At 71.8% G+C, this 23,956-nt stretch carries 23 protein-coding genes; 10 read left to right on the forward strand and 13 right to left on the reverse strand.

Translation table 11 applies throughout. The features are described 5' to 3' along the window. The first annotated feature begins 663 nt into the window (after window positions 1–663). Entirely contained in the window at window positions 664–1,710 is a 1,047-nt protein-coding gene (trpS, locus tag ACFY3I_RS38860; RefSeq protein WP_365286394.1) for a tryptophan--tRNA ligase, read from the forward strand. Window positions 1,711–1,809: 99 nt separating this feature from the next. Here the strand turns inward: trpS and proC are convergent, their stop codons facing one another. The 3 genes from proC to ACFY3I_RS38875 form a co-directional block, all read right to left on the reverse strand. After that, on the reverse strand, window positions 1,810–2,622 hold the full coding sequence (gene proC, locus ACFY3I_RS38865) for a pyrroline-5-carboxylate reductase (RefSeq protein ID WP_390865688.1): 813 nt from the start codon (window positions 2,620–2,622) through the stop codon (window positions 1,810–1,812). Window positions 2,623–2,690: 68 nt separating this feature from the next. Continuing rightward, window positions 2,691–3,470: an ABC transporter permease gene (locus ACFY3I_RS38870; protein ID WP_390865689.1), complete on the reverse strand. Its 780-nt coding sequence runs from the start codon at window positions 3,468–3,470 to the stop codon at window positions 2,691–2,693. Beyond that, window positions 3,467–4,276 (reverse strand): ABC transporter ATP-binding protein, encoded by an 810-nt coding sequence (locus ACFY3I_RS38875; protein WP_390865690.1) that lies wholly within the window; start codon window positions 4,274–4,276, stop codon window positions 3,467–3,469. The genes ACFY3I_RS38870 and ACFY3I_RS38875 overlap by 4 nt, the downstream gene beginning before the upstream one ends. Before the next feature lie 189 nt (window positions 4,277–4,465). Here ACFY3I_RS38875 and ACFY3I_RS38880 point away from each other — a divergent pair, with 189 nt between their 5' ends. Continuing rightward, entirely contained in the window at window positions 4,466–4,612 is a 147-nt protein-coding gene (locus ACFY3I_RS38880) for a hypothetical protein (RefSeq protein ID WP_390865691.1), read from the forward strand. Here ACFY3I_RS38880 and ACFY3I_RS38885 read toward each other — a convergent pair. From ACFY3I_RS38885 to ACFY3I_RS38900, 4 genes are all read right to left on the reverse strand, one after another. Further along, window positions 4,602–5,417, reverse strand: a complete 816-nt coding sequence (locus ACFY3I_RS38885; protein ID WP_390865692.1) for a class I SAM-dependent methyltransferase — start codon at window positions 5,415–5,417, stop codon at window positions 4,602–4,604. The genes ACFY3I_RS38880 and ACFY3I_RS38885 overlap by 11 nt on opposite strands. Before the next feature lie 85 nt (window positions 5,418–5,502). Then, the gene (locus ACFY3I_RS38890; RefSeq protein ID WP_390865693.1) at window positions 5,503–6,021 is read right to left on the reverse strand and encodes an EamA/RhaT family transporter; all 519 of its coding nucleotides are present in this window, start codon (window positions 6,019–6,021) and stop codon (window positions 5,503–5,505) included. A 79-nt stretch (window positions 6,022–6,100) separates the two neighbouring features. Further along, entirely contained in the window at window positions 6,101–6,391 is a 291-nt protein-coding gene (locus tag ACFY3I_RS38895; protein WP_390865694.1) for an SH3 domain-containing protein, read from the reverse strand. A 75-nt stretch (window positions 6,392–6,466) separates the two neighbouring features. Next, the gene (locus ACFY3I_RS38900) at window positions 6,467–6,787 is read right to left on the reverse strand and encodes an SH3 domain-containing protein (protein WP_365286408.1); all 321 of its coding nucleotides are present in this window, start codon (window positions 6,785–6,787) and stop codon (window positions 6,467–6,469) included. A gap of 180 nt (window positions 6,788–6,967) precedes the next feature. Between ACFY3I_RS38900 and ACFY3I_RS38905 the strand changes: the two genes are divergently transcribed. Next, window positions 6,968–9,085, forward strand: coding sequence for a serine/threonine-protein kinase (locus ACFY3I_RS38905; protein WP_390865695.1), 2,118 nt, complete (start codon window positions 6,968–6,970; stop codon window positions 9,083–9,085). A gap of 70 nt (window positions 9,086–9,155) precedes the next feature. On the opposite strand, the gene ilvD is transcribed toward ACFY3I_RS38905, so the two are convergent. The 4 genes from ilvD to ACFY3I_RS38925 form a co-directional block, all read right to left on the reverse strand. After that, window positions 9,156–11,009, reverse strand: a complete 1,854-nt coding sequence (ilvD, locus tag ACFY3I_RS38910; protein WP_365286412.1) for a dihydroxy-acid dehydratase — start codon at window positions 11,007–11,009, stop codon at window positions 9,156–9,158. Between the two features lie 109 nt (window positions 11,010–11,118). Beyond that, the gene (locus tag ACFY3I_RS38915) at window positions 11,119–11,745 is read right to left on the reverse strand and encodes a TetR family transcriptional regulator (protein WP_365286414.1); all 627 of its coding nucleotides are present in this window, start codon (window positions 11,743–11,745) and stop codon (window positions 11,119–11,121) included. Continuing rightward, window positions 11,742–12,572 (reverse strand): sugar phosphate isomerase/epimerase, encoded by an 831-nt coding sequence (locus ACFY3I_RS38920; protein WP_365286416.1) that lies wholly within the window; start codon window positions 12,570–12,572, stop codon window positions 11,742–11,744. The genes ACFY3I_RS38915 and ACFY3I_RS38920 overlap by 4 nt, the downstream gene beginning before the upstream one ends. Before the next feature lie 111 nt (window positions 12,573–12,683). Continuing rightward, a complete protein-coding gene (locus ACFY3I_RS38925; RefSeq protein WP_390865696.1) occupies window positions 12,684–13,616 on the reverse strand; it encodes a Ppx/GppA family phosphatase in 933 nt (310 codons plus the stop codon). Window positions 13,617–13,699: 83 nt separating this feature from the next. Between ACFY3I_RS38925 and ACFY3I_RS38930 the strand changes: the two genes are divergently transcribed. Beyond that, complete coding sequence (locus ACFY3I_RS38930) at window positions 13,700–14,557, forward strand: hypothetical protein (RefSeq protein WP_365286420.1); 858 nt, start codon at window positions 13,700–13,702, stop codon at window positions 14,555–14,557. Window positions 14,558–14,773: 216 nt separating this feature from the next. Here the strand turns inward: ACFY3I_RS38930 and ACFY3I_RS38935 are convergent, their stop codons facing one another. Further along, window positions 14,774–16,453 carry a hypothetical protein gene (locus tag ACFY3I_RS38935; RefSeq protein ID WP_390865697.1) on the reverse strand — a complete coding sequence of 560 codons (1,680 nt, stop codon included), beginning with the start codon at window positions 16,451–16,453 and terminating at the stop codon, window positions 14,774–14,776. A 208-nt stretch (window positions 16,454–16,661) separates the two neighbouring features. Between ACFY3I_RS38935 and radA the strand changes: the two genes are divergently transcribed. Together radA and disA are read left to right on the forward strand one after the other, a co-directional pair. Continuing rightward, entirely contained in the window at window positions 16,662–18,071 is a 1,410-nt protein-coding gene (gene radA, locus ACFY3I_RS38940) for a DNA repair protein RadA (RefSeq protein WP_390865698.1), read from the forward strand. An 80-nt stretch (window positions 18,072–18,151) separates the two neighbouring features. Continuing rightward, window positions 18,152–19,276: a DNA integrity scanning diadenylate cyclase DisA gene (gene disA, locus ACFY3I_RS38945; RefSeq protein ID WP_365286425.1), complete on the forward strand. Its 1,125-nt coding sequence runs from the start codon at window positions 18,152–18,154 to the stop codon at window positions 19,274–19,276. Window positions 19,277–19,754: 478 nt separating this feature from the next. Here the strand turns inward: disA and ACFY3I_RS38950 are convergent, their stop codons facing one another. After that, complete coding sequence (locus ACFY3I_RS38950; RefSeq protein WP_390865699.1) at window positions 19,755–20,612, reverse strand: hypothetical protein; 858 nt, start codon at window positions 20,610–20,612, stop codon at window positions 19,755–19,757. Window positions 20,613–20,876: 264 nt separating this feature from the next. On the opposite strand from ACFY3I_RS38950, the gene ACFY3I_RS38955 reads away from it, so the two are divergent. From ACFY3I_RS38955 to cseB, 4 genes are all read left to right on the forward strand, one after another. Then, window positions 20,877–21,752: an A/G-specific adenine glycosylase gene (locus ACFY3I_RS38955; protein ID WP_365286429.1), complete on the forward strand. Its 876-nt coding sequence runs from the start codon at window positions 20,877–20,879 to the stop codon at window positions 21,750–21,752. Between the two features lie 267 nt (window positions 21,753–22,019). After that, complete coding sequence (locus ACFY3I_RS38960) at window positions 22,020–22,559, forward strand: SigE family RNA polymerase sigma factor (protein ID WP_351748657.1); 540 nt, start codon at window positions 22,020–22,022, stop codon at window positions 22,557–22,559. Further along, window positions 22,547–23,212 (forward strand): hypothetical protein, encoded by a 666-nt coding sequence (locus ACFY3I_RS38965; protein ID WP_390865700.1) that lies wholly within the window; start codon window positions 22,547–22,549, stop codon window positions 23,210–23,212. Before ACFY3I_RS38960 ends, ACFY3I_RS38965 begins: the two co-directional genes overlap by 13 nt. A 28-nt stretch (window positions 23,213–23,240) precedes the next feature. Then, a complete protein-coding gene (gene cseB / locus ACFY3I_RS38970; RefSeq protein ID WP_365286433.1) occupies window positions 23,241–23,945 on the forward strand; it encodes a two-component system response regulator CseB in 705 nt (234 codons plus the stop codon). Window positions 23,946–23,956 lie beyond the last annotated feature (11 nt).

The raw sequence follows: 23,956 nt of genomic DNA on the forward strand, positions 1-23,956 counted from the left end.
GTTCTCAAGGAACGGTCGCTTCCTTTGTACTCACCCTCTCGGGCTTTCCTCCGGGCTTCCCTTCGTTCTTGCGTTTCCGACTCTATCAGATCTTTTTTCGATCCGATTTCCTCGGCGCTTTCCAGGTTTCCGCTCTCGCGTTTCCCTTTCCGGCGGTTCCGACTCTATCAGATCCTTTCGGCGTCCGATTCCCAGTCAGCGGGCTTGTCTTCCCGGCTGTTGGGCCGTTCCGACGAGTGAGACTTTAGCGGATTCCCGGCCTCCGACGCTAATCGGGGGGCCGCGTCCTTTCGAACGTGGATTCCTTCATTTCGCACATACGCATGCCAAAACAAGGCGACGACGGATCGTCGACTGCTGGTAGGTACTTGCGGAATGGCTGTCCGGGGACCGACCGGGGTCGGCGCTCACGTCGGACAACTCGGAGAACATTACGTAACCGGTCGGGGTGTGTCAACTCGCGGCGGGACGCACCCCCGGGGCGTATCGTGAATGGCATGACTACGCGTACGTGCACCCAGCTGTGGTGGGCCGCCTGACGGCGGCCGCGTTCACGTACGCATTCAACGGCCGCCGCCTCGGCGGCCGTTCGTGTATCTCCCTCCAGCACCTCTGAGGGCCGGCCGCTCGGGACGGCGGCTCCGACCAGGAGGTGGAGAAGGAATGACACGGGTCTTCAGCGGGATCAAGCCGACCGGACACCTGACGCTGGGGAACTACCTGGGAGCCATGCGGCAGTGGGCTGCCGTGGACCAGCACCAGGCCGACTCCCTGTTCTGCATCGTCGACCTGCACGGGATGACCGTCGACCACGATCCGGCCCGGCTGCGCCGGCTCACCCGGCAGGCGGCGACCCTGCTGCTGGCGGCCGGGCTGGATCCGCAGCTGTGCACCGTGTTCGTGCAGAGCCACGTCGACGAGCACACCCGCCTGTCGTACCTCATGGAGTGCGTGGCGACGGACGGCGAGATGCGGCGCATGATCCAGTACAAGGAGAAGGTCGCGCGGGAGGCGGTGCGCGGGCGGAGCGTGCGGCTGTCCCTGCTGACGTATCCGGCGCTCATGGCGGCGGACATCCTGGCCTACGGCGCGGACGAGGTGCCCGTCGGGGACGACCAGGCTCAGCACGTGGAGCTGACGCGGGATCTCGCGGTGCGCTTCAACCAGCGGTACGGGCACACGTTCGTGGTGCCGAGGGCGACCGTGCCGAAGGTGGCCGCGCGGGTGATGAACCTGCAGGACCCGACGTCGAAGATGGGCAAGAGCGACGACTCCGGGGCGGGCATCGTCTATCTGCTCGACGAACCGGAGGTGATCCGGAAGAAGATCATGCGGGCCGTGACGGACAGCGGGCAGGAGGTCGTCTACGACCGGGAGGAGCAGCCCGGTGTCGCGAATCTGCTGGAGATTCTCGCAGCGTGCACGGGCGGGAACCCTGAGTCACTGGCAACCGTTCACGATTCGTACGGCGCTCTGAAGCGGGCCACCGCGGACGCGGTGCTGGACGTGCTCGGTCCCCTGCAGGCCAGGCACAAGGAGTTGTGCGTCGACCCCGGATATGTGGAGGAGGTGCTGCGGCATGGAGCGGAGAAGGCTCGGGCGATCGCCCGGCCGATCGTCGATACGGCCTATCGGGCGATCGGACTGCTGCCACCGGGCGGCTTCGCGGAGGGTGCCGTCGCCCAGCCCGCGTTGAACGCGACCCGCTAGGCGCAAGCGGCTCCTCTTTACCGTCTCCTCCTTGCCCGTCTCCTCCTCGCCGGCCTTCCCCTTGCTCGCTCGCTCCCGGTTCGTTCGCTCCCGCTGGTCTCAGTCCTTCTTTCCGGAGGCGAGTTCGCGGCTGCGGTCGCGGGCGGCTTCGAGGGCGGCGATGAGGGCGGCCCGGACGCCGTGGTTCTCCAGTTCGCGGATGGCGTTGATGGTGGTGCCGGCGGGCGAGGTGACGTTCTCGCGGAGCTTGACGGGGTGTTCACCGCTGTCGCGGAGCATCACGGCGGCGCCGATCGCGGACTGGACGATCAGGTCGTGGGCCTTGTCGCGGGGCAGGCCGAGCAGGATGCCCGCGTCGGTCATGGCTTCGACGAGATAGAAGAAGTACGCCGGGCCCGAGCCCGACAGGGCGGTGCAGGCGTCCTGCTGGGACTCGGGGACCTGGAGGGTCTTGCCGACGGCACCGAAGATCTCCTCGGCGGTGGCGAGGTGGGCGGCGGTGGCGTGGCTGCCGGCGGAGATGACGGACATCGCCTCGTCGACGAGGGCGGGGGTGTTCGTCATGACACGGACGACCGGGGTGCCGGTGACCAGGCGCTCCTCGAAGAAGGAGGTGGGGATGCCCGCCGCGCCGCTGATGACGAGCCGGTCGGCGGGGATGTGCGGGGCGAGTTCGTCCAGGAGGCTGCCCATGTCCTGCGGCTTGACCGTGAGGATCAGGGTGTCGGCGGTCTTCGCTGCCTCGACGTTGGTGACCGGGGTGACTCCGTGCCGGGCGTGGAGTTCCTCGGCCCGCTCGGGCCGGCGGGCGGTGACCAGGAGGTCCGCGGGGGCCCAGCCGCCCCGGATCATGCCGCTGAGCAGGGCTTCGCCGATCTTGCCGGTACCGAGGACTGCGACTTTCTGGCTCATACGGCTCAGTCTGGCACCGAGGGCGGAGGGCGGGGCGCGGTTGTCCGCTGGACGGACTCCGGCGGCGGCTACTGCGTCCGCCGGCGGAGGGTGGCCGCTCCCAGGGTCAGCACCAGCAGGGCGCAGCCGGCGACGATCAGCACGTCCCTGAGGAACGTGGCGGTCATGTCGGTGTGGTGGAGGACTTCGTTCATGCCGTCCACGGCGTAGGACATGGGGAGTACGTCGGAGAGGGCTTCGAGGGCGGGGTGCATCTGGGAGCGGGGTGTGAACAGGCCGCAGAGGAGGAGTTGGGGGAAGATCACCGCCGGCATGAACTGGACGGCCTGGAATTCCGAGGCCGCGAAGGCCGAGACGAAGAGGCCGAGGGCTGTGCCCAGCAGGGCGTCGAGCAGGGCGACCAGGAGCAGGAGCCAGGCGGAGCCGGTGACGTCGAGGCCGAGGAACCAGACGGCGAGCCCCGTGGCGAGGGCCGACTGGATGATCGCGAGGATGCCGAAGGCGAGGGCGTAGCCGGCGATGAGGTCGGCTTTGCCGAGTGGCATGGCGAGGAGGCGTTCGAGGGTGCCGGAGGTGCGCTCGCGGAGGGTGGCGATCGAGGTCACCAGGAACATCGTGATGAGCGGGAAGATGCCGAGGAGTGAGGCGCCGATGTTGTCGAAGGTCTGCGGGCTGCCGTCGAAGACGTAGCGCAGCAGGAGCAGCATCAGGCAGGGGATGAGGAGCAGCAGCGCGATCGTGCGGGGGTCGTGGCGGAGCTGGCGCAGTACACGGGCCGCGGTGGCGGTGGTGCGGGCGAGGTTGAGGGCGCTGACGGGGGCGGTCGTGGTGGCCGGCTGAGTGGTCATCGTGCGTCTTCCTTCGAGCGGGAGGCGGCGGCCGCTTCGTCGACGAGGTGCAGGAAGGCCGCCTCGACCGTGTCGGAGCCGGTGCGGGTGCGGAGGGCCTCGGGGGTGTCGTCGGCGAGGATCTCACCGTCGCGCATGAGGAGGAGGCGGTGGCAGCGCTCGGCCTCGTCCATCACGTGGGAGGAGATGAGGAGGGTGGCGCCGCGGGTGGCGGTGATGGAGTGGAAGAGCTGCCAGAGGTCGCGGCGCAGGACGGGGTCGAGGCCGACGGTGGGTTCGTCGAGGACGAGGAGTTCGGGGGTGCCGAGCAGGGCGACGGCGAGGGAGACGCGGCTGCGCTGGCCGCCGGAGAGGTTGCCGGCGAGGGAGTCGGCGTGGGTGGTGAGGTCGACTTCGCCGAGGACGCGTTCGACGTCGGCGCGGCGGTCGGGGGTGGGGCGGGTGGGGTCGAGGATCGAGCCGAAGTAGTCGAGGTTCTGGCGGATGGTCAGGTCGTCGTAGACAGAGGGGGCCTGGGTGACGTAGCCGATGCGGGTCCGCAGGGTGGGGTGGCCGGCGGGGCGGCCGAGGACGTTCAGGGTGCCGTCGACCTTGGCCTGGCTGCCGACGATGGAGCGCATCAGGGTCGACTTGCCGCATCCGGAGGGGCCGAGCAGGCCGGTGATCTGGCCGCGGGGGACGGTGAAGTCGAGGCCGCGCAGGACGGTTCGGGGGCCGCGGACGGCGGTGAGGCCGGCGGCGTGGACGGCTGGGGGCAGGACGGAGTTGCCGGTGGCCTCGGGCGGCTCCGGCGAGTAATTCACCATGTGATGAATAATGCGCGGGAGGGGAGACACCGTCAAGGGGAGGGGTGGCGGAGCGGGGGTACCGGCGGCCGCCGGCGCATGCCGGGTGCCGCCTTGCGGCAGAGTCGGGGGCCTCCTGCGGCTGAGCCGGGTGACGTCTGCCGCCGCAGCCTGGTGGCACCCGGCCACGGAGGGAAGGAAGCGGCGGCCGTGGCTCCCCCGACATTCGGGGAACTGCACGGGCAGCACAGGCAGGACGGGAAGCGCAGGCAGCACGGGCAGCACGGCAAGCCCGAACCGGCCCGCGGCCGGATCGCCGCCACGGGCCGGAGCCGGCCGGCGAGGCTCAGGTATTGAGGGCGACGAGGAGGAGGACGTCGTAGGTCTCCTCGACCACGCCGTCCGGGAAGGCCTTCAGGAGGTGGGCTCGCTCGTCCGTGAAGAAGGAGGTACGGAGGTCCTCGGGGGTGACCAGGAACGCCGAGTGGCTGCCGAGGTTGGCGAGGTGGGTGTCGACGGGGATGCGGCGGCTCCAGCGGACCTCGCGGCGGGCGAACCGCAGGCGGCCGCTCGGGTCGGCCAGGTCGGTGCGGTCGGCGGTCTTGCGCTTCTCGGCGGCCGCGTCCACGCCGAAGAAGCGGCTCATCCGCTCGTTCTGTCCGGCGATCCACTCGACGTCGAGGGCGTCGGTGTTCCACCACAGCGCGATCGCGCCGCCGGGACGCAGGACGCGCAGCGCCTCAGGGACGGAGTGGGCCGGGTCGGTCCAGTGCCAGGCCTGGGCGTAGGTGAGGAAGTCGGCGGTGTCGGCGGCGAGCGGGAGGGCGTTGCCGTTGCCGCGGACGAGCGGGACACCGGGGAGTGTGCGCCGGAACTGCGCCGCCATGCCTTCGCCCGGTTCCACCGCGACCACGTCGGCGCCGCGCGCGTGGAGGACGGCGGTCGAGATGCCGGTGCCCGCGCCGACGTCGACCACCCGGGCTCCGGTGAGGGAGCGGCCGGCCTCCTCCTCCACGGCGTCGAGGAGGGCGGGCGGGTAGGAGGGGCGGTTCGCGGCGTACTGGGCCGCGGCGGCGTTGAAGGAACTCGCGCGGGTCGCGTGCGAGGGGATGGAGGTGGGGGTGGGGGTGGGGTTCGGGGGGCGCGACTGGCTTGTGGTCATAACCCCATGGTCCCGGGGGTGGGACGGTGGGCGACAGGGGATATCGCCTGGCGGACGGACGCGCCCGGCGCCGTACCGGACCGTCTCAGCCCTTGCGCTTCTTCTTCGACGGGTTGCCGGTGCGGCGCGTTGCGCGGCGTTCGTGTTCCTGGACGGCGGCCTGGTACTCGGCGCGGTGGAGCCGCTCGCCGGGGGCCTCGGTCAGGGCGCGGAAGAAGTAGGCGAGGAGGGAGCCGACGAAGCCGATGGCCAGGAGGCCGCGCAGGGAGGCCTGGCGTTCCGGGTCGGGGCGCTTGGCGAAGCCGTCCCAGGTGGTGCGGAAGGCCAGCGCGCTGCAGATGGCGAACATCGCGACGACCAGGACGGTCACGAAGGATCCGGTGTCGGCGAGCTGGAGGCCTTCGTAGGCGAGGCGCAGGACCAGGCAGGAGACGGCGGCTGCGGCGAGGGAGCCCGCGGCCACGCCGGCGCGTCGGAGGGCGTAGTTGTCGTCGTGCTGGACCCAGGACGTGCCGAAGAATCGGAGGGGCTCGGGGCGGGGGCCGCTCGGGGCCTCGCCGGTGGAGCCCGCGGGGGTGTCCGGGGTGCCTGGTTCGTCGCTCACGGGACGATTATGGCGCCGGGGGCCGCGGGCTCCGGGCCCGGGTCGGTGTCGAGGTCGAGGGCGGGGTCGACGTGACCGGTCAGGCGCAGCGGTCGGTCACGTAGCCGTCACTGCCGGTGTGGACGTAGGCGTCGGAGACGAACTCGCCGTTGTCGATGTTGTCCCAGATGTTCGACGTGCCGTAGTACCCGGAGACCGTGGTACCCGGCGTCTGGCAGAAGATCGGGACCCTGGTTCCCACGGGGAGTGTGCGGGTGATGCCGTAGTTGGTGCCCGGGCCGCTGTGGACGTTCAGGCGGACGTCCGGGGCGACGGGGTAGGTGGTCACGGCGGCGGCCGCGTCGGCGACGGAGGCCGACCCCATCACCATGAGCAGGGCTCCGGCGGAGCCTGCGAGAAGGACGGAAACGCGTCTTGTGGGTGTCACCCAGTCCTCCCGGACCGGTCAGGAGCAGCGGTCGGCCACGTAGCCGTCGCTGCCGGTGTGGACGTAGGCGTCTGACACGAACTCGCCGTTGCTGATGTTGTCCCAGATCTTGGACGTGCCGTAGTACCCGGAGACCGTGGTACCGGGCGTCTGGCAGTAGATCGGGACCTTGGCGCCCTCGGGGAGGACGCGCGTGATGTCGTAACTGGTGCCGGGACCGCTGCGGACGTTCAGACGGAGGCCCGGGGCGACCGAGTAGTAGCGCACGGACGCCGCCAGCGTGGTGGCGGCCTCCCCCTCGCCGCTGTTCCCGGCCTCCTGCGCGTGATCGACAGACATGTAGAACTCCCCCCACCGGACCCATGAGTGCCATGGAGTCCCGTTGATTCCCCTGAATCGAGCCACGAAACACACGTGCGTAACTCGCACGCGGAGGCTAGCAAGCCGCCTCTGTATCGCACGAGTCATCGACTAGGCTCCGTGCGTCGCGCGCCGCGAAGAACAGCACGGGGGTGACCCATGACGCCACAGCGCAACACCGGAGCGGGCGCGGAAGCGGAACTTCCCGAGTACGCCGGGCACTACCGCCTTGAATCCTGCCTGGGTTCGGGTGGCATGGGTGTGGTGCATCTGGCCCGCAGCACCTCGGGGCTGAAGCTCGCCGTGAAGGTCGTGCACGCCGAGTTCGCCAAGGACCGTGAGTTCAGGGGCCGTTTCCGGCAGGAGGTGGCGGCCGCGAGGAAGGTCAGCGGCGCCTTCACCGCATCTGTCGTGGACGCCGATCCGGAGGCGGCGCGGCCCTGGATGGCCACCCTCTTCATTCCGGGCCCGACCCTGGCCGAGCACGTCAAGCGGAACGGCCCCATGCCCTCCGCCCAGTTGCGCCGGCTGATGGCCGGGCTCGCGGAGGCACTGCGCGACATCCACCGGGTCGGGGTGGTGCACCGGGATCTCAAACCCAGCAACGTACTGCTCGCCGAGGACGGTCCGAAAGTCATCGACTTCGGCATTTCCCGGCCGAAGGACAGTGAACTGCGGACCGAGACCGGGAAGTTGATCGGTACGCCGCCGTTCATGGCGCCCGAGCAGTTCCGGCGGCCGCGTGAGGTCGGGCCGGCCGCCGACATCTTCGCGCTCGGGTCGGTGCTGGTGCACGCGGCCACCGGACGCGGGCCGTTCGACTCCGACAGCCCCTACGTCGTCGCCTACCAGGTCGTGCACGACGAGCCCGACCTCACCGGCATGCCGGAGGAGTTGGCTCCGCTGGTGCTGCGCTGCCTCGCCAAGGAGCCGGAGGACCGGCCGACGCCCGACGAGATGATGCGGGAACTGCGGTCGGTGTCGGCCTTGTACGACACGCAGGCGTTCATACCGGCGCAGCGGACCGGCGACAGCGGCGACAGTGGTGACACGGCGGCGCCGGAACGGCCGAAGGAGAGGGAGCCGGAGCAGCGTCGCCGGCCACGCCTCCGCAGGCGGGTCGCCCTGGCCGGTGGTGCCGTCGTGCTCGCGCTGAGTGGGGCCGCGGGATTCGTCCAGTGGACAGCCGGGAGCGGTGCGGAGCAGCAGGAGGACAACCCGAGAACCACCACGGCCGCTTTCGCCGCCTGGCAGGCCGACCCGGTCGCCAAGGGTGCGGCCACTCCTCAATGTGCCACCGGCGACGGCAAGCTTTTCTGTACCGAATCGTCTGTGGCCTTCGCTCTGAACCCGGTGACGGGTGCCGTGCTCTGGCGGCACTCCGTCGCCGACGTCCCCTCGGGCAGAGCACCGGTCCTGTCCGGCGGGCTCGTGCAACTCGTCACGGACGGGGCCCGGCATGTGACGGCGCTCGATCCTGGCTCGGGCAGGAGCCGATGGCAGCGAGACCTGCCCGGGAACAAGGGGATGAAGTACGCGGGCGACATGCTGCTGCTGGCCCGTGCGGACGGCACGGTCACCGGGGTGGACAGCGTCACCGGCACCACCAGGTGGAGCCGGTCGACAGGGGGTCACGGCACACCGAGTATCGACTTCTTTCCCTCGGATCCGACGTCGGCGTACGTGACCACTTCCTCCGCGGACGGGGCCGACACCCAGGTGACCGCAGTGGATCCCGTCACCGGAGACGTACGGTGGGACACGCCTTTGAAGGGGCTGCTGCGGCCGGTCGGCGCAGAGGACGGCGCACTCGTTCTGCTGGCCTCTGATCCGGTCTACGGCGACACCGACGCGGTGGTCCGCTTTACGCCGGGATCCGGAACCACCCGCCGGGTCAAGCTGCCCGTACCGCGCGTGGACGCGCAGGCCGGGGTGCACGACGGCGTGCTCTATGTGCTGGCCGCCACCGGGTCGCTGGACGCCGTCGACCTGGGCGCGGGCAGGCGGACATGGCACCTCGAGACTTCGGTGAGCCGGGGCTCGGCACCCGTCGCAGACGATCGGCACGTGTACTTCTCGGCCGCCGACGGACGGCTCATGGCGGTGGACGCGCACGACGGGAAGGTCGCAGGACAGACCCCGCCCCGCTTCGGAACGGCCTCGGGCGGAGTCGCCACCACCGTGCCCGCCCCCCTGATCCTCGACACCCACGTCTACGCCACCGCCCCCGACGGCACCGTCTTCGCCGTGGGGGCGGAGGATCCCGCCGCCTGGTGATGACGTACGGCGACAGGGGGCGCCCCCTTCGCGGGAGGCGCCCCCTGTCGCGTGGGCCGGACGGCCGGTCTCAGCCGAGCTTGCTCACGTCCCGCACCGCGCCCTTGTCGGCGCTGGTGGCCATCGCCGCGTAGGCCCGCAGCGCCGCGGAGACCTTGCGTTCGCGGTTCTTCGGTGCGTACACGCCGTTCAGGGCCTGCTCGCGGCGGGCCAGTTCGGCGTCGTCGACGAGGAGTTCGATCGTGCGGTTGGGGATGTCGATGCGGATGCGGTCACCGTCCTCGACGAGGGCGATGGTGCCGCCCGAGGCCGCCTCCGGCGAGGCGTGGCCGATCGACAGACCCGACGTGCCGCCGGAGAAGCGGCCGTCGGTGATCAGCGCGCAGGTCTTGCCGAGGCCGCGGCCCTTGAGGAAGGACGTCGGGTAGAGCATCTCCTGCATGCCGGGGCCGCCCTTGGGGCCCTCGTAGCGGATGACGACGACGTCGCCGTGCGTGACCTGCTTGTTGAGGATCTTCTCGACGGCCTCTTCCTGCGACTCGCAGACGACCGCCGGGCCCTCGAAGGTCCAGATCGACTCGTCGACGCCGGCCGTCTTGACCACGCAGCCGTCGACGGCGAGGTTGCCCTTGAGGACGGCGAGGCCGCCGTCCTTGGAGTACGCGTGCTCGACGCTGCGGATGCAGCCCTCCGCCGCGTCCTCGTCCAGGGCCTCCCAGCGCTCGGACTGGGAGAAGGCCTCGGAGGAGCGGACGCAGCCGGGGGCCGCGTGCCAGAGTTCCACCGCCTCGGGGGACGGGGAGCCGGCGCGCACGTCCCACGTCTTCAGCCAGTCCGCGAGGGAGGGGCTGTGGACGGAGTGCACGTCCTCGTTGAGGAGGCCGCCGCGGTGGAGTTCGCCGAGGAGGGCGGGGATGCCGCCGGCCCGGTGCACGTCCTCCATGTAGTAGGTGCGGGACTTCGCGACGTTCGGGGCGACCTTGGCCAGGCAGGGCACCCGGCGGGAGACCTCGTTGATCTCCTCCAGGCCGAAGGGGACGCCCGCCTCCTGGGCGGCGGCCAGCAGGTGCAGGATCGTGTTGGTGGAGCCGCCCATCGCGATGTCCAGGGCCATGGCGTTCTCGAACGCGGCGAAGGTCGCGACGTTGCGGGGCAGGACCGTGTCGTCGTCCTGCTCGTAGTAGCGGCGGGTGATGTCCATGACCGTGCGGGCCGCGTCGACGTAGAGGCGCTTGCGGGCCGTGTGGGTGGCGAGGACCGAGCCGTTGCCGGGGAGGGAGAGTCCGATGGCCTCGGTCAGGCAGTTCATCGAGTTGGCGGTGAACATGCCGGAGCAGGAGCCGCAGGTCGGGCAGGCGTTCTCCTCGATGCGGAGGATGTCCTCGTCCGAGATCTTGTCGTTCACCGCGTCGGAGATCGCGTCGACCAGGTCCAGGGTGCGGACGGTGCCGTCGACCAGGGTGGCGCGGCCGGCCTCCATGGGGCCGCCGGAGACGAAGACGGTGGGGATGTTGAGGCGCAGCGCGGCCATCAGCATGCCCGGCGTGATCTTGTCGCAGTTGGAGATGCAGACCAGGGCGTCGGCGCAGTGCGCCTCGACCATGTACTCGACCGAGTCGGCGATCAGGTCGCGGGACGGCAGGGAGTACAGCATGCCGCCGTGGCCCATGGCGATGCCGTCGTCCACGGCGATCGTGTTGAACTCGCGCGGGATGCCGCCCGCCTCCGTGATCGCCTCGCTGACGATCCGGCCGACCGGCTGGAGGTGGGTGTGGCCCGGCACGAACTCGGTGAAGCTGTTGGCGACCGCGATGATCGGCTTGCGGCCGATGTCCGCGCCCGGTACACCGGAGGCGCGCATAAGGGCGCGGGCGCCCGCCATGTTGCGGCCGTGGGTGACTGTGCGGGACCTCAGCTCGGGCATCGTCGCTTGCTCCTTCAGACAGATAGGGCTGTCATCGAGCGTACGCCCGTTGCTCAGGCTTCGGGACGAGGTGTCCGGAATGCGGGACGGATGTCTCGCGGGTCCGCCCTCACGGGCCGGTCAGATGCCCCTGTACGACCGGTGCCACCCGCGCCACGATCTGCTCCAGGTCAGCCGACGCCAGCGGCTCCAGCTTGATCACGTACCGCAGCATGGCGCACCCCACCAGCTGGGCGGCGGCCAGCTCGGCGCGCAGTTGCGCGTCCGGGAGGTCCAGCTGCTCGGCGAGCCGGCGCAGCAGCTGGGCGGCGATCAGCCGGCGGAAGACGGCGGCCGCGGTCTCGTTGTTCACGGCGGAGCGGAGGATCGCCAGCAGGGGTGTACGGGTGGTGGGGTTCTCCCAGATGCCGAAGATGAAGCGGGTCAGGCGCTCGCCGACGCCGTCCACCGGACCGTCGGCCACCGCGACGGGCGCGTTCAGCGCGGGCGCGAAGGCGACCGAGATCGCGGCCTCGAAGATCTGCTCCTTGGTGCCGAAGTAGTGGTGGACGAGAGCCGAGTCGACGCCGGCGGCCTTGGCGATGCCGCGGACCGACGTCTTGTCGTAACCGAGTTCGGAGAACTCCTCGCGGGCGGCGACGAGGATGCGGTCCCGGGTGTCGGCCGACTCGGCGCGCGGCGGGCGGCCGCGGCGCCGGGGTGCGGTCCCGTCGCCGGCCGGAGCGGTGCGGGTCACCGGCGGGGCACCTTCACCGCCGAGGCCAGGTGCAGGCGGGTGAAGGCCAGCGCCTCCGCCAGGTCGGCCTCGCGCTCCGCGCCGGACATCGCGCGGCGGGTGTTGACCTCGATGACGACGTGCCCGTCGAAGCCGGTCAGCGCCAGGCGCTCGAGGAGTTCGGCGCAGGGCTGGGTGCCGCGGCCGGGCACCAGGTGCTCGTCCTTGGCGGAGCCGCGGCCGTCGGCGAGGTGGACGTGGCCGAGCCGGCCGCCCATCCGGTCGAACATGGCGAGCGCGTCGGTGCGGGACGTCGCGGCATGACTGAGGTCGATCGTGAAGTGCCGGTAGTCGTCCTTGGTGACGTCCCAGTCGGGGGCGTACGCGAGCATCTCGCGGTCGCGGTAGCGCCAGGGGTACATGTTCTCCACCGCGAACCTGACGTCCGTCTCGTTCGCCATGCGCCAGATCCCCTCGACGAAGTCGCGGGCGTACTGGCGCTGCCAGCGGAACGGCGGGTGCACGACGACGGTGTCCGCGCCCAGCTTCTCGGCGGCGGCCCGGGCCCGCTGGAGCTTGACCCAGGGATCCGTGGACCAGACCCGCTGGGTGATCAGCAGACAGGGGGCGTGGACGGCGAGGATCGGGATGCGGTGGTAGTCGCTCAGCCTGCGCAGGGCCTCGATGTCCTGGCTGACCGGGTCGGTCCACACCATGACCTCGACGCCGTCGTAGCCGAGGCGCGCGGCGATCTCGAAGGCCGTCGCCGTCGACTCCGGATAGACGGAGGCCGTGGAGAGCGCGACCTTCGCATCCGGGATACGGACGACGTCCCTTGGTTCTGCCACGAGGGACAGGTTACGGGGTGGGGTCGGGTGGGGGCGGGGCTCGTCTTCGCCAGTGTGACGATCGTCGCGTCGGGGGCGCGGCCGGGCGCCCGCGCCCCCGTCGGGGGTGGGTCAGGCCGAACCCATGTGGTCGAGGCGCCGCAGGATGATGCCCTCGCGCAGGGCCCACGGGCAGACCTCCACCACCTCCACCCCGAAGAGGTCCATCGCGGCCTCCGCCACCAGCGCGCCCGCCACCAGCTGGCCCGAGCGGCCCTCGGAGACACCGGGGAGCGCGCTGCGCTGGGCCGTGTTCATGGCCGCCAGCCTCGGCACCCAGGTCTCCAGGGAGCCGCGCTTGAGTTCCCGCTGGACGTAGAGGCCGTCGGCGGAGCGGGCGGCTCCGGCGATACGGGCCAGCTGCTTGAAGGTCTTGGAGGTGGCGACCACGTGGTCGGGGGCGCCGAAACGGCTGAACTCGCCGACCGTGCGCGCGATCTCGGCCCGTACGTGGCGGCGCAGCGCCCGTATGTCGTCCGAGCCGGGCGGGTCGCCGGGAAGCCAGCCGGCGGTGAGCCGGCCCGCGCCGAGCGGCAGCGAGACGGCCGCGTCCGGCTCCTCGTCGATGCCGTACGCGATCTCCAGGGAGCCGCCCCCGATGTCCAGGACCAGCAGTTTCCCGGCGGACCAGCCGAACCAGCGGCGCACCGCGAGGAAGGTCAGCCGGGCCTCCTCGGCGCCGGTGAGGACCTGGAGCTCGACACCGGTCTCGGCCTTCACGCGCGCGAGGACGTCGTCGGCGTTGGTGGCCTCGCGCACCGCGGAGGTGGCGAACGGCAGGAGGTCCTCGACTCCCTTGTCCTCCGCGGCCTGCAGGGCCGCGTGGATGACACCGATCAGTTTCTCGACGCCGTCGGGGCCGATCGCGCCATTGCCGTCGAGGAGTTGGGCCAGGCGCAATTCGGCCTTGTGCGAGTGCGCGGGCAGCGGGCGTGCGCCGGGGTGCGCGTCCACCACCAGCAGATGCACCGTGTTAGATCCCACGTCGAGGACACCGAGTCTCATGTACGGAACGCTACTGCCAGGTGGCCGGGAACCCATCGTTGGAGGCGTCCCCGGAGCGACCTCGGGCGACTTACCCTGTACAGGTGCCAAAGACGAAAAAGACGAAGGACCACAAGGGCGCCAAATCCGCCGACGGTTCTTCTCGGGCCAAGCAGCCGAAGAGGCCGAAGACGTCGCAACAGGCTCCGGCAGGGGACGAGAAGGGCCTCGACTTCGCACGGGCATGGGTGGAGTTCCCTGATCCGGCCGACGAGGAGCAGGTGTTCCGCTGTGACCTGACCTGGCTGACCTCCCGTTGGAACTGCGTCTTCGGCAGCGGCTGCCAGGGCATCCAGGCGGGCCGCGCGGACGACGGGTGCTGCACGCTGGGCGCGCACTTCTCCGACGAGGACGACGAGCGCCGGGTCGCCGATCATGTGTCGAGGCTCACGCCGGACATCTGGCAGCACCACGACGAGGGCACCCGGAACGGCTGGGTCGCGGAGGACGACGAGGGCTCCCGCCAGACCCGCCCGTTCAACGGCTCGTGCATCTTCCAGAACCGCCCCGGTTTCGCGGGCGGCGCGGGCTGCTCACTGCACATCCTGGCGCTGCGGGAGGGCCGCGAGCCCCTGGAGACCAAGCCGGACGTCTGCTGGCAGCTCCCGATCCGCCGCACGTACGACTGGATCGACCGCCCCGACGACACCCGCGTCCTCCAGATCTCGATCGGGGAGTACGACCGCAGGGGCTGGGGCCCGGGCGGGCACGACCTGCACTGGTGGTGCACGTCGGCGACCTCGGCGCACGGCGCGGGCGACCCGGTGTACGTCTCCTACCGCCCGGAACTGACCGAGCTGATGGGCAAGGCCGGCTACGACCGGCTGGCGGAACTGTGCGAGGAGCGTCTGGCGTCCCGGCTGCCGCTGCTGGCCCCGCATCCGGCGGACCCGACGGACTGAGGCACCTTTCCGGGCGCGGGGGGCGGATCCTGCTCGCGCCCCCCGAGGGCTGGGTGATGAACCGCGCGACCGGCCACGCCGGAGCGCCCGCACCTACCCCTCACGGACCCGTCGACGGACTCCGGAGGGACCGCGGACGGAGCGCCCGCACCCACCCTTCACGGACCTGTCGGCGGACTCCGGACGGACCGCGGACGGACCGCCCGCACCCACCCCTCACGGACCCGTGGACGGACCCGCGCTCTCGCTCTCCGTCGGCGAAGCCGGCCCCGTCGGACTGGGTGTGTCCGATTCGGTCGGGGTCGGTGTGGAGGTCGGCTCGCTCGGCGAAGCCGTCGGCTCGGCGGACTCCGACACGGTCGCCGTCGGCGTCGGCCTGGCCGGAGGCGTAGGCCCGCGCTTCACCGGCGGAGCCATCCCGTACCCGTCGATCGACACCACCGCTCCCGCGGGCGCCACGGCCACGCGGGCGCTCCAGTGCCCGGCCGGTTCCCGCAGATGATCGACGTACACCTTGATCGTGACCGAATCCCCCGGCCGCAGCGTTCCCGAGGAGCGCGAGAAGTACAGCCACCCCGACGTGGTGGTGGCCGACCACCGCGTCGGCGCGTCCCCGGCGGCCTTCAGCGTGATCAGCGTGGTGTCGCCGTCGTTCGCGGCCGTCACCGCGAGGTGCCCCGCGCCGGCCCCGGTCCGGTCGCCGCCCACGACACCGACCACCTCGACCGACACGTCGGCCTTGCCGTCCTTCCCGATGCGCGGGCCGGGACCGGTGCCCGCGTCGCCCGCGTTCTCGTAGCCTCCTGGACCGCCGCCGCCCAGCGTGTCGGGGCCGGGGGCCTCCCGCGCGGTCGCGGACGGACCGTCGTGGCTCTCCCCCGCCGGCGAGCCCCGGTACGCGGCCCACAGGGCCAGCACCGGCGCCGCCACCACCGTGGCGACGACGGTCGTCGTGACGGCACGCGCGCGCAGCCGGTCGCGGCGGGCCGCGCGGTCCTTGGGGTCCATCGGGAAACCGCGCCGGTCGAAGCGCGGCACGGCGGCGCCACGCGCGCGCGTGGGGTGCGCCATCGCCGCGTGCAGGTCCGCGCGGGGTGCCTCCAGGACCGGCAGCTCGGCGGGCGTGGTGATCACACCGGGCCACCGCCCGGGGGCCGCGCGTTCCGCGGTGCGGCGGCAGCGCGGGCAGTCGTCGACGTGCCGGACCAGCTCGCGGCGCAGGGCGCTGCTCAGCACCAGCTGGCTGTCCCCCGTGAGGTGGGACACGCTGGGGCAGCCGCCGGTCTCGACGACGGCGAGCGCCGCGCGGGTGCGTTCCACCTCGCAGGCGGCGGAGGCGAGCAGCTCGCGGGCGCCGGCCAGGTCCATGCCGAGGACGGCGGCGACCTCCTGGGCCGCGAGGTGGTGGCGTACCGCGAGTTCGAGCGCCTCGCGCTGCTCCGGGGTGGTGCCGGCGGCCTCGGGCCAGGCGAGCAGGGCCAGTTCGCTGCGGCGGCGCTCCTCGGTCCCTTCCGAGGCCGACGGTTCGGCGGTGGCCGGCCGGCCGGCCGCGTGGGTGGCCTGACGTTTCTGCTTGGCCTCGGCCAGCCCGCGCAGACAGGCCCAGCGGGCCAGCGCGTACAGCCAGGCCCTGCGGTCACCGGCGGCTGCCGGGACGCGCGGGCCGCGCCGCTCGGCGACGGCGAGGACGTCGCCGAGGGCGGTGGTGGCCGCTTCGTGGTCGCACAGCACCGAGAGGCAGTACGTGAACAGCCCGTCCAGGTAGGGCTCGTAGCCGGCCGGCGGGCGCTGCGCCAGCGCACGCGCCGCCGTCCGATCGCGCGCCGCACGCGCCCCTCGGTGTGCCCGGTGCGCGCCGGTCATGCGGGTCGAGGTTTCCGGGCTGCTGCTCATCACCTGTGCGACCGTAGGCGGCGGCGTAACGTCCCTTCTTGCACCTTGAGCACTTTTAATCCGTACGGGTGAAACGATCCCTCAATAGGGGACACCAACCCGGTATTTCCGTGGCTCGTTCCCGACGGACGTGGCCGGGACCCGCTCACCGGGTTCCGGCCCGGACGCCGGCGGGACCCCCACTGTCGGTGGCGGGGGCTACGGTTTCCGCATGGCTGCCCGCACCAAGACCGCGAAAGACCGACCGTCGTTCCGCTGCACCGAGTGCGGCTGGCAGACGGCCAAGTGGCTCGGCCGCTGCCCCGAGTGCCAGGCCTGGGGGACGGTCGAGGAGTACGGCGCGCCCGCGGTCCGCACCACGGCGCCCGGCCGGGTCACCACCTCCGCGGTGCCCATCGGCGAGGTCGACGGCCGCCAGGCCGCCGCGCGCACCACCGGCGTGCCCGAGCTGGACCGGGTGCTCGGCGGCGGTCTGGTCCCCGGCGCGGTCGTCCTGCTGGCCGGCGAGCCCGGCGTCGGCAAGTCCACCCTCCTGCTCGACGTGGCCGCCAAGTCGGCGAGCGACGAACACCGCACGCTCTACGTCACCGGCGAGGAGTCGGCGAGCCAGGTGCGACTGCGCGCCGACCGCATCGGCGCCATCGACGACCACCTCTATCTCGCCGCCGAGACCGACCTGGCGGCGGTCCTCGGGCACCTGGACGCGGTCAAGCCGTCGCTGCTGATCCTCGACTCGGTGCAGACGGTCGCCTCCCCCGAGATCGACGGCGCGCCCGGCGGCATGGCCCAGGTGCGGGAGGTGGCCGGGGCGCTCATCCGCGCCTCCAAGGACCGGGGCATGTCGACCCTCCTGGTGGGCCATGTCACCAAGGACGGCGCGATCGCCGGTCCCCGCCTCCTCGAACACCTCGTGGACGTCGTGCTCCACTTCGAGGGCGACCGGCACGCGCGCCTGCGGCTCGTGCGCGGCGTCAAGAACCGCTACGGCACCACGGACGAGGTCGGCTGCTTCGAACTGCACGACGAGGGCATCACGGGCCTGGCCGATCCGAGCGGGCTGTTCCTGACCCGCCGCGACGAACCGGTCCCGGGGACCTGCCTGACCGTCACCCTGGAGGGCCGCCGCCCGCTGGTCGCCGAGGTCCAGGCGCTGACCGTGGACTCGCAGATCCCCTCCCCGCGCCGCACCACCTCCGGCCTGGAGACCTCCCGGGTCTCGATGATGCTGGCGGTGCTGGAGCAGCGCGGCCGGATCAGTGCCCTCGGCAAGCGCGACATCTACTCCGCGACCGTCGGCGGCGTGAAGCTCTCGGAGCCCGCCGCCGACCTGGCGATCGCCCTCGCCCTGGCCTCCGCCGCGAGCGACACCCCGCTCCCCAAGAACCTGGTCGCCATCGGCGAGGTCGGCCTCGCGGGCGAGGTCAGACGGGTCACCGGCGTCCAGCGCAGGCTCGCGGAGGCGCACCGGCTGGGCTTCACGCACGCCCTCGTACCGGGCGACCCCGGCAAGATCCCGGCGGGCATGAAGGTGCTGGAAGTGGCGGACATAGGGGACGCGCTGCGGGTGCTGCCGCGGTCCCGTCACCGAGAGGCCCCACGGGAGGCGGAGCAGCGCCGGTAGACTTTGCCCTGGTCTCGCCCGTCCGTACGAACCGCGTGCGGGTGCGGGAGCGCCTCAGAACCTGCGACCGGAGGAGTGCAGTGGCAGCCAACGACCGGGCAGCGGCTCCCGGAAAGTCCGGTGGGAGTGCCGGTTCCGATGGCCTGATGCGCGCCTCGCTGAGCGCCGTGGCTCCGGGCACGTCCATGCGCGACGGCCTGGAGCGGGTCCTCCGCGGCAACACGGGCGGACTCATCGTCCTCGGCTTCGACAAGACGGTCGAGACGATGTGCACGGGCGGTTTCGTCCTCGACGTCGAGTTCACCGCGACGCGGCTGCGCGAGCTGTGCAAGCTCGACGGCGGCATCGTGATCTCCTCCGACCTGTCCAAGATCCTCCGTGCGGGTGTCCAGTTCGTACCCGACGCGACGATCCCCACGGAGGAGACGGGCACCCGTCACCGCACGGCGGACCGCGTCTCCAAGCAGGTCGGGTTCCCGGTGGTCTCGGTCTCCCAGTCGATGCGCCTGATCGCGCTCTACGTCGAGGGGCAGCGCCGCGTCCTGGAGGACTCGGCGGCGATCCTCTCCCGCGCCAACCAGGCGCTGGCGACCCTGGAGCGGTACAAGCTCCGCCTGGACGAGGTCGCGGGAACGCTGTCGGCGCTGGAGATCGAGGACCTGGTGACGGTCCGGGACGTGTCGGCCGTCGCCCAGCGCCTCGAGATGGTCCGCCGGATCGCCACCGAGATCGCCGAGTACGTCGTCGAACTGGGCACCGACGGTCGGCTGCTCGCGCTCCAGCTGGACGAGCTGATCGCCGGCGTCGAACCCGAGCGCGAACTGGTGGTCCGGGACTACGTCCCCGAGCCCACGGCCAAACGCTCCCGCACGGTCGACGAGGCGCTCTACGAGCTGGACGCGCTGAGCCACGCGGAGCTGCTGGAGCTGCCGACGGTGGCGCGGGCGCTCGGTTACACGGGTTCCCCGGAGGCGCTGGACTCGGCGGTGTCGCCGCGCGGCTTCCGGCTGCTGGCGAAGGTTCCGCGGCTGCCCGGGGCGATCATCGACCGGCTGGTGGAGCATTTCGGAGGCCTGCAGAAGCTGCTCGCGGCGAGCGTGGACGACCTGCAGACCGTCGACGGCGTCGGCGAGGCACGGGCACGGAGCGTCCGCGAGGGCCTGTCCAGGCTGGCGGAGTCCTCGATCCTCGAACGGTACGTGTAGCTCACGCGGATGTGAGGGGCGAGGCGTCTCCCCGGGTACGTCCCGACGGGCACCGATCGCGCGGTTCCTAGCGCCCCTACGGCACCGTCCCGCCGACACCGGCAACCGAACCCACCTCGACCGCGGCCCGGCGGGGGCCGATCGCGCGGTTCCCCGCGCCCCTTACGGGCGGGGTCCTGCCGGCGCCGGCGAGCGAGACCCGGCTCGATGAAGCTGACCCCGACCGCGGCCCGGCGGGGGCCGCACGCGGTTCCCCGCGCCCCTACCCAGCTGCGGGCAGTCGTGCCGCTGGGGCGGCACGGGTGGGCGCAGCGGCACCCTGCCGGCGCCGGTGAGCGTCACCCCGGCCGGCGGGACTGGGCCGGACCTCGGCTGCGGGCCGGCGGGGGCCGAGCGCGCAGTTCCCCGCGCCCCTTACGGGCGGGGTCCTGCCGGCGGCGACTGCGCCCGCGGCTTCACGCGTCCCCCTACGAGGGGCTCAGTCCGCCGCCAGGACGAAGGACGCCTGGGACTTGGGGAAGCCCGGGGTCGCGGCTTCCAGCAGGTACGTGCCCGAGCCGGCCGAGCCCGCCGCCGGCGTCGCGCACTGGGCGGCACTCGGCTTGCGGTCCCACTTCAGGGTGTAGGTGATGCTGCTGCCCGCCGGGACCCGGTACCACCGGCTCGCCGCCTTCTTCGGGCAGTCCGCCGACGACCAGTAGCTGTCGTCCGCGCTGGCCGGCGTAATGGTCAACACCGCGTTCTTCGGACCGAGATCGACCTTGCAGTCACTGGACGACCTGTTCTTCGCGACGAGTTCGAAGGTCGGCGTCTGCTCCGGCGAGTAGGAGTTGTGCAGGCTCTTCAGGCTCAACGACACGGCGGCGGCGGTGCAGTTGGGGAGGGAGGAGGTTCCCGGCAGCGAGGCGACCGTGCCGCCGGAGCCCGAGGTCACGTCCCCCGAACCGGACGAGGACCCCGAGGACCCGCCGGAACCGGCCGAGGAGCCGTTGCCCGACCCGTCCGAACTCCCGCCCCCGGACCCGGAACCGGAACTGGAACCGGAGCCCGAACCGGACCCCGTGCCGGACGACGCGTCGCCGCCCCCGCTCGACTCGTCCCGGCCGCCCGGCGCCTGGCTGATCGCCGGCCCGCTGCCGGACGGCCCGGGCGTGATCGTGGACGCGGGATTCTTGCCGTCCGCCCCGTCGGAACCCTTCTTGCCGCCCCCGCCGCTCGACACGACGATCCAGGTGACCAGCAGCGCCAGCACGGCGACCACGGACACCATGACGACCCTCCGACGCCAGTAGATGGAGGAGGGAAGCGGCCCGACCGGATTGCGCAGAGATCCCACGGCGCAAACTGTACGAGAGATCCAAGCGCTTCCTCGCCCCACCCGCCGCTCAATCCTCAACTTTTCCGGATCATCATTTCGGCAACTCCCCTCGGCGCGCCCCCTCTTCGCGTGACAGGCGCGCGGAGCGGCCCGGGAGACCGGGTTCGGGGGCGGGCCCCAGGGCGGCCGCCGGACGGACCGGTCCCGGGCCGGGACGGTCCGGCCCCGCCGGGAGGCATGTCCGACTCAGCCGTGGCCGGACGTGGCAGGATCGGAAGTGCCATGACTGAGAAGCTCCACGCCCCCGTGATCACCTGGTTCGACGCCCACGCCCGTGACCTCCCCTGGCGCCGCCCGGAGGCGGGCCCGTGGGGTGTGATGGTCAGCGAGTTCATGCTGCAGCAGACCCCGGTCAGCAGGGTCCTGCCCGTGTACGAGCAGTGGCTGGCCCGCTGGCCGCGCCCCGCCGACCTCGCCGCCGAGGCGCCCGGCGAGGCGGTGCGCGCCTGGGGCCGGCTCGGCTATCCGCGCCGCGCCCTGCGCCTGCACGGCGCGGCCGTCGCCATAACGGAACGTCACGGCGGTGACGTACCGACCGATCACGCGCAGCTCCTCGCGCTGCCGGGCATCGGTGAGTACACCGCCGCGGCCGTCGCCTCCTTCGCCTACGGGCAGCGGCACGCCGTGCTCGACACCAATGTGCGCCGGGTGCTGGCACGGGCCGTGACCGGTGTGCAGTACCCGCCGAACGCCACCACAGCCGCCGAGCGCAGGCTCGCCCGTGAACTGCTGCCCGAGGACGAGCGGACCGCCGCCCGTTGGGCCGCCGCCTCCATGGAACTGGGCGCGCTGGTGTGCACGGCGAAGAACGAGACGTGCGCGCGGTGCCCGATCGCCGGGGAATGCGCCTGGCGGCTGGCCGGCAAGCCGGAGCACGAGGGGCCGCCCCGGCGCGGGCAGACGTACGCCGGTACCGACCGGCAGGTGCGCGGCAAGCTGCTGGCCGTGCTGCGCGAGGCGCACGCCCCGGTGGCGCAGGCGGCGCTCGACCGGGTGTGGCACGAGCCCGTGCAGCGGGCCCGCGCTCTCGACGGGCTGGTCTCGGACGGACTGGTGGAGCCGCTCGCGGACGGCCTGTACCGGCTTCCGCTCGGCTGACGCACAGCCACATCACAGGAGAGGCGGCCGTGTTACGGCTCCAGTCGACCGACAAATACCCCCATAACCTCCAATAAAGGTGCCGACGCTTACCCCGAACCTACTTCCGTTACACAACCGACGGACAGCCGATTGCTAGCCGAAGGCTGCTCCGCACAGCCCCGTGACAACAGGTCCGTAGCTTCGTTTCCGTGCCCGCCACGACCGCGGGACGGCGGGAACTCAGGCACAGGGCCGGGGAAAACGGGGATCGGGAGGCGGTTGATCATGGCGCAGGGCGAGGTGCTCGAATTCGAGGAGTACGTCCGCACCCGGCAGGACGCGCTGCTGCGCAGCGCCCGCCGTCTGGTCCCGGACCCGACGGACGCCCAGGACCTGCTCCAGACCGCGCTGGTCCGCACGTACGGCCGCTGGGAGACGATCGAGGACAAGCGGCTCGCGGACGCCTACCTGCGCCGGGTCATGATCAACACGCGTACCGAGTGGTGGCGGGCCCGGAAGCTGGAGGAGGTCCCGACCGAGCAGCTGCCCGACGCCTGCGTGGAGGACTCCACCGAGCAGCACGCGGACCGCGCGCTCCTCATGGACATCATGAAGGTGCTGGCTCCGAAGCAGCGCAGTGTCGTGGTGCTGCGACACTGGGAGCAGATGTCCACGGAGGAGACGGCCGCCGCCCTCGGCATGTCGGCCGGAACGGTCAAGAGCACGCTGCACCGGGCGCTCGCCCGGCTCCGCGAGGAGCTGGAGTCACGCGACCTCGACGCACGCGCGCTGGAGCGTGAGGAGCAGGAGCGTTGCGCGGCCTGACCGGCACAGGGCCCGACCGGGGCCCGGCGGGTGCACAGGCGGTGGGCACGGCGGCGGCCGTGCTCACCGCCCTCGCCCTTTTCGCCGCCGCCTGCGGCACCGGCGGTACCGGAGCCAGGGACGAGGGCCCGGCACACGCCGACTCGGCGCGGAAGGCGCCGGCCGCCACCGCACCCTCGCCCAACCCGTCCCAGACCTATTCGAAGGTCGACGCGGTCGCCCTGGTGAAGGCCGATCCGGCGGTCTCCGCCACCGTGAAACGGGATCTGAAGCCCTGCGCGGGCGACGAGTACCCGGTCGACGTCACCTACGGCGATCTGACCGGCGGCCCGGCCGAGGACATCGTCGTGAACGTGCTGACCTGCGGGGACGCGGTCGGTGTGGGGGCGTACGTGTACCGCGAGCAGAGCGGCGCGTACAAGAACGTGTTCAAGGCCGAGGAGTCCCCGGTCTACGCGGAGATCGACCGGGGCGACCTGAGCGTCACCAAGCAGGTGTACGAGAAGGGCGATCCGGTGTCGAGCCCGTCCGGCGAGAACGTGATCACCTACGGGTGGGTCACGGGACGCTTCGTCCAGCAGGACTTCCACCACACCGACTACGGCAACGCGACCGGCGGCGACGCCACCCCGGTCCCGTCGCCCGCCAACTGACCCCGACCGACCACACGAGAGAGCAGGGATGGCAGACCAGACCCACGTCCTGTTCGTCGAGGACGACGACGTCATCCGCGAGGCCACCCAGCTCGCCCTGGAGCGGGACGGCTTCGCGGTGACCGCCATGCCCGACGGACTGTCCGGCCTGGAGGCGTTCCGCGCCGACCGGCCCGACATCGCCCTGCTGGACGTGATGGTGCCGGGCCTGGACGGGGTGAGCCTGTGCCGGCGCATCCGGGACGAGTCCACGGTCCCGGTGATCATGTTGTCGGCTCGGGCCGACTCGATCGACGTGGTGCTGGGCCTGGAAGCCGGCGCCGACGACTACGTCACCAAGCCGTTCGACGGCGCGGTGCTGGTCGCCCGGATCCGGGCCGTGCTGCGGCGCTTCGGGCACGCGAGCGGCGGTGACCGGCCGCAGGAGGACACGTCCCCGGTGACCGGCGGCCCCCTGACCTTCGGCGAACTGGAGATCGACACCGAGGGGATGGAGGTGCGCCGGGCCGGACAGCCGGTCGCCCTCACCCCGACCGAGATGCGGCTGCTCCTGGAGTTCTCCTCCGCACCGGGAACCGTGCTCTCCCGGGACAAGCTGCTGGAACGCGTCTGGGACTACGGCTGGGGCGGGGACACCCGCGTCGTCGACGTCCATGTGCAGCGGCTGCGTACGAAGATCGGCCAGGACCGGATCGAGACGGTCCGCGGTTTCGGTTACAAGCTGAAGGCCTGAGCGGAGCGGTC

The sequence above is a fragment of the Streptomyces sp. NPDC001068 genome (genome assembly GCF_042897315.1).
In the GTDB taxonomy this organism is placed as follows: Bacteria; Actinomycetota; Actinomycetes; order Streptomycetales; family Streptomycetaceae; genus Streptomyces.